At 48.1% G+C, this 337-nt stretch carries 1 protein-coding gene; it reads right to left on the bottom strand.

The window, feature by feature from the left end; genetic code table 11:
• On the bottom strand, positions 1-337 hold a 337-nt coding region (locus tag SB658_RS22650; RefSeq protein WP_410602473.1), incomplete at both ends, for a carcinine hydrolase/isopenicillin-N N-acyltransferase family protein.

Genomic DNA, 337 nt, shown 5'->3' with positions numbered 1-337 from the left:
CAATCACAGCCGCTTCTCCTTTTCGATCGGCAAGCATAAGGTGAACATTAGAGGCAACAGGCATTTCCTGAATAGAGAAAATGGCTTCCTCAACCGTTCTACAGGTTTCCAGAACAGACCGTATCACATGATACACTTGCAAGCCGGCAACTGCCGGAGGCTTTAAACCTGGTTCATTTCCAACCGGCGGACCACATGCAGAGAATGTGACAGAAAGACCATGCTCATTCATCCCATCAGATCTGCCAAACAAGAGCAGCGACGAGCCTGTATGATATGCCAAGCCCTCCACATGTGTCGTCACAAGACGCATATCATCAAATATCGGGGAAAAATC

The organism is Bacillus sp. SIMBA_008 (assembly GCF_046535495.1).
Lineage (GTDB): Bacteria > Bacillota > Bacilli > Bacillales > Bacillaceae > Bacillus > Bacillus subtilis.
Note: the sequence above shows the minus strand (reverse complement) of the source record. Positions and strands in the feature narration are given on the sequence as shown.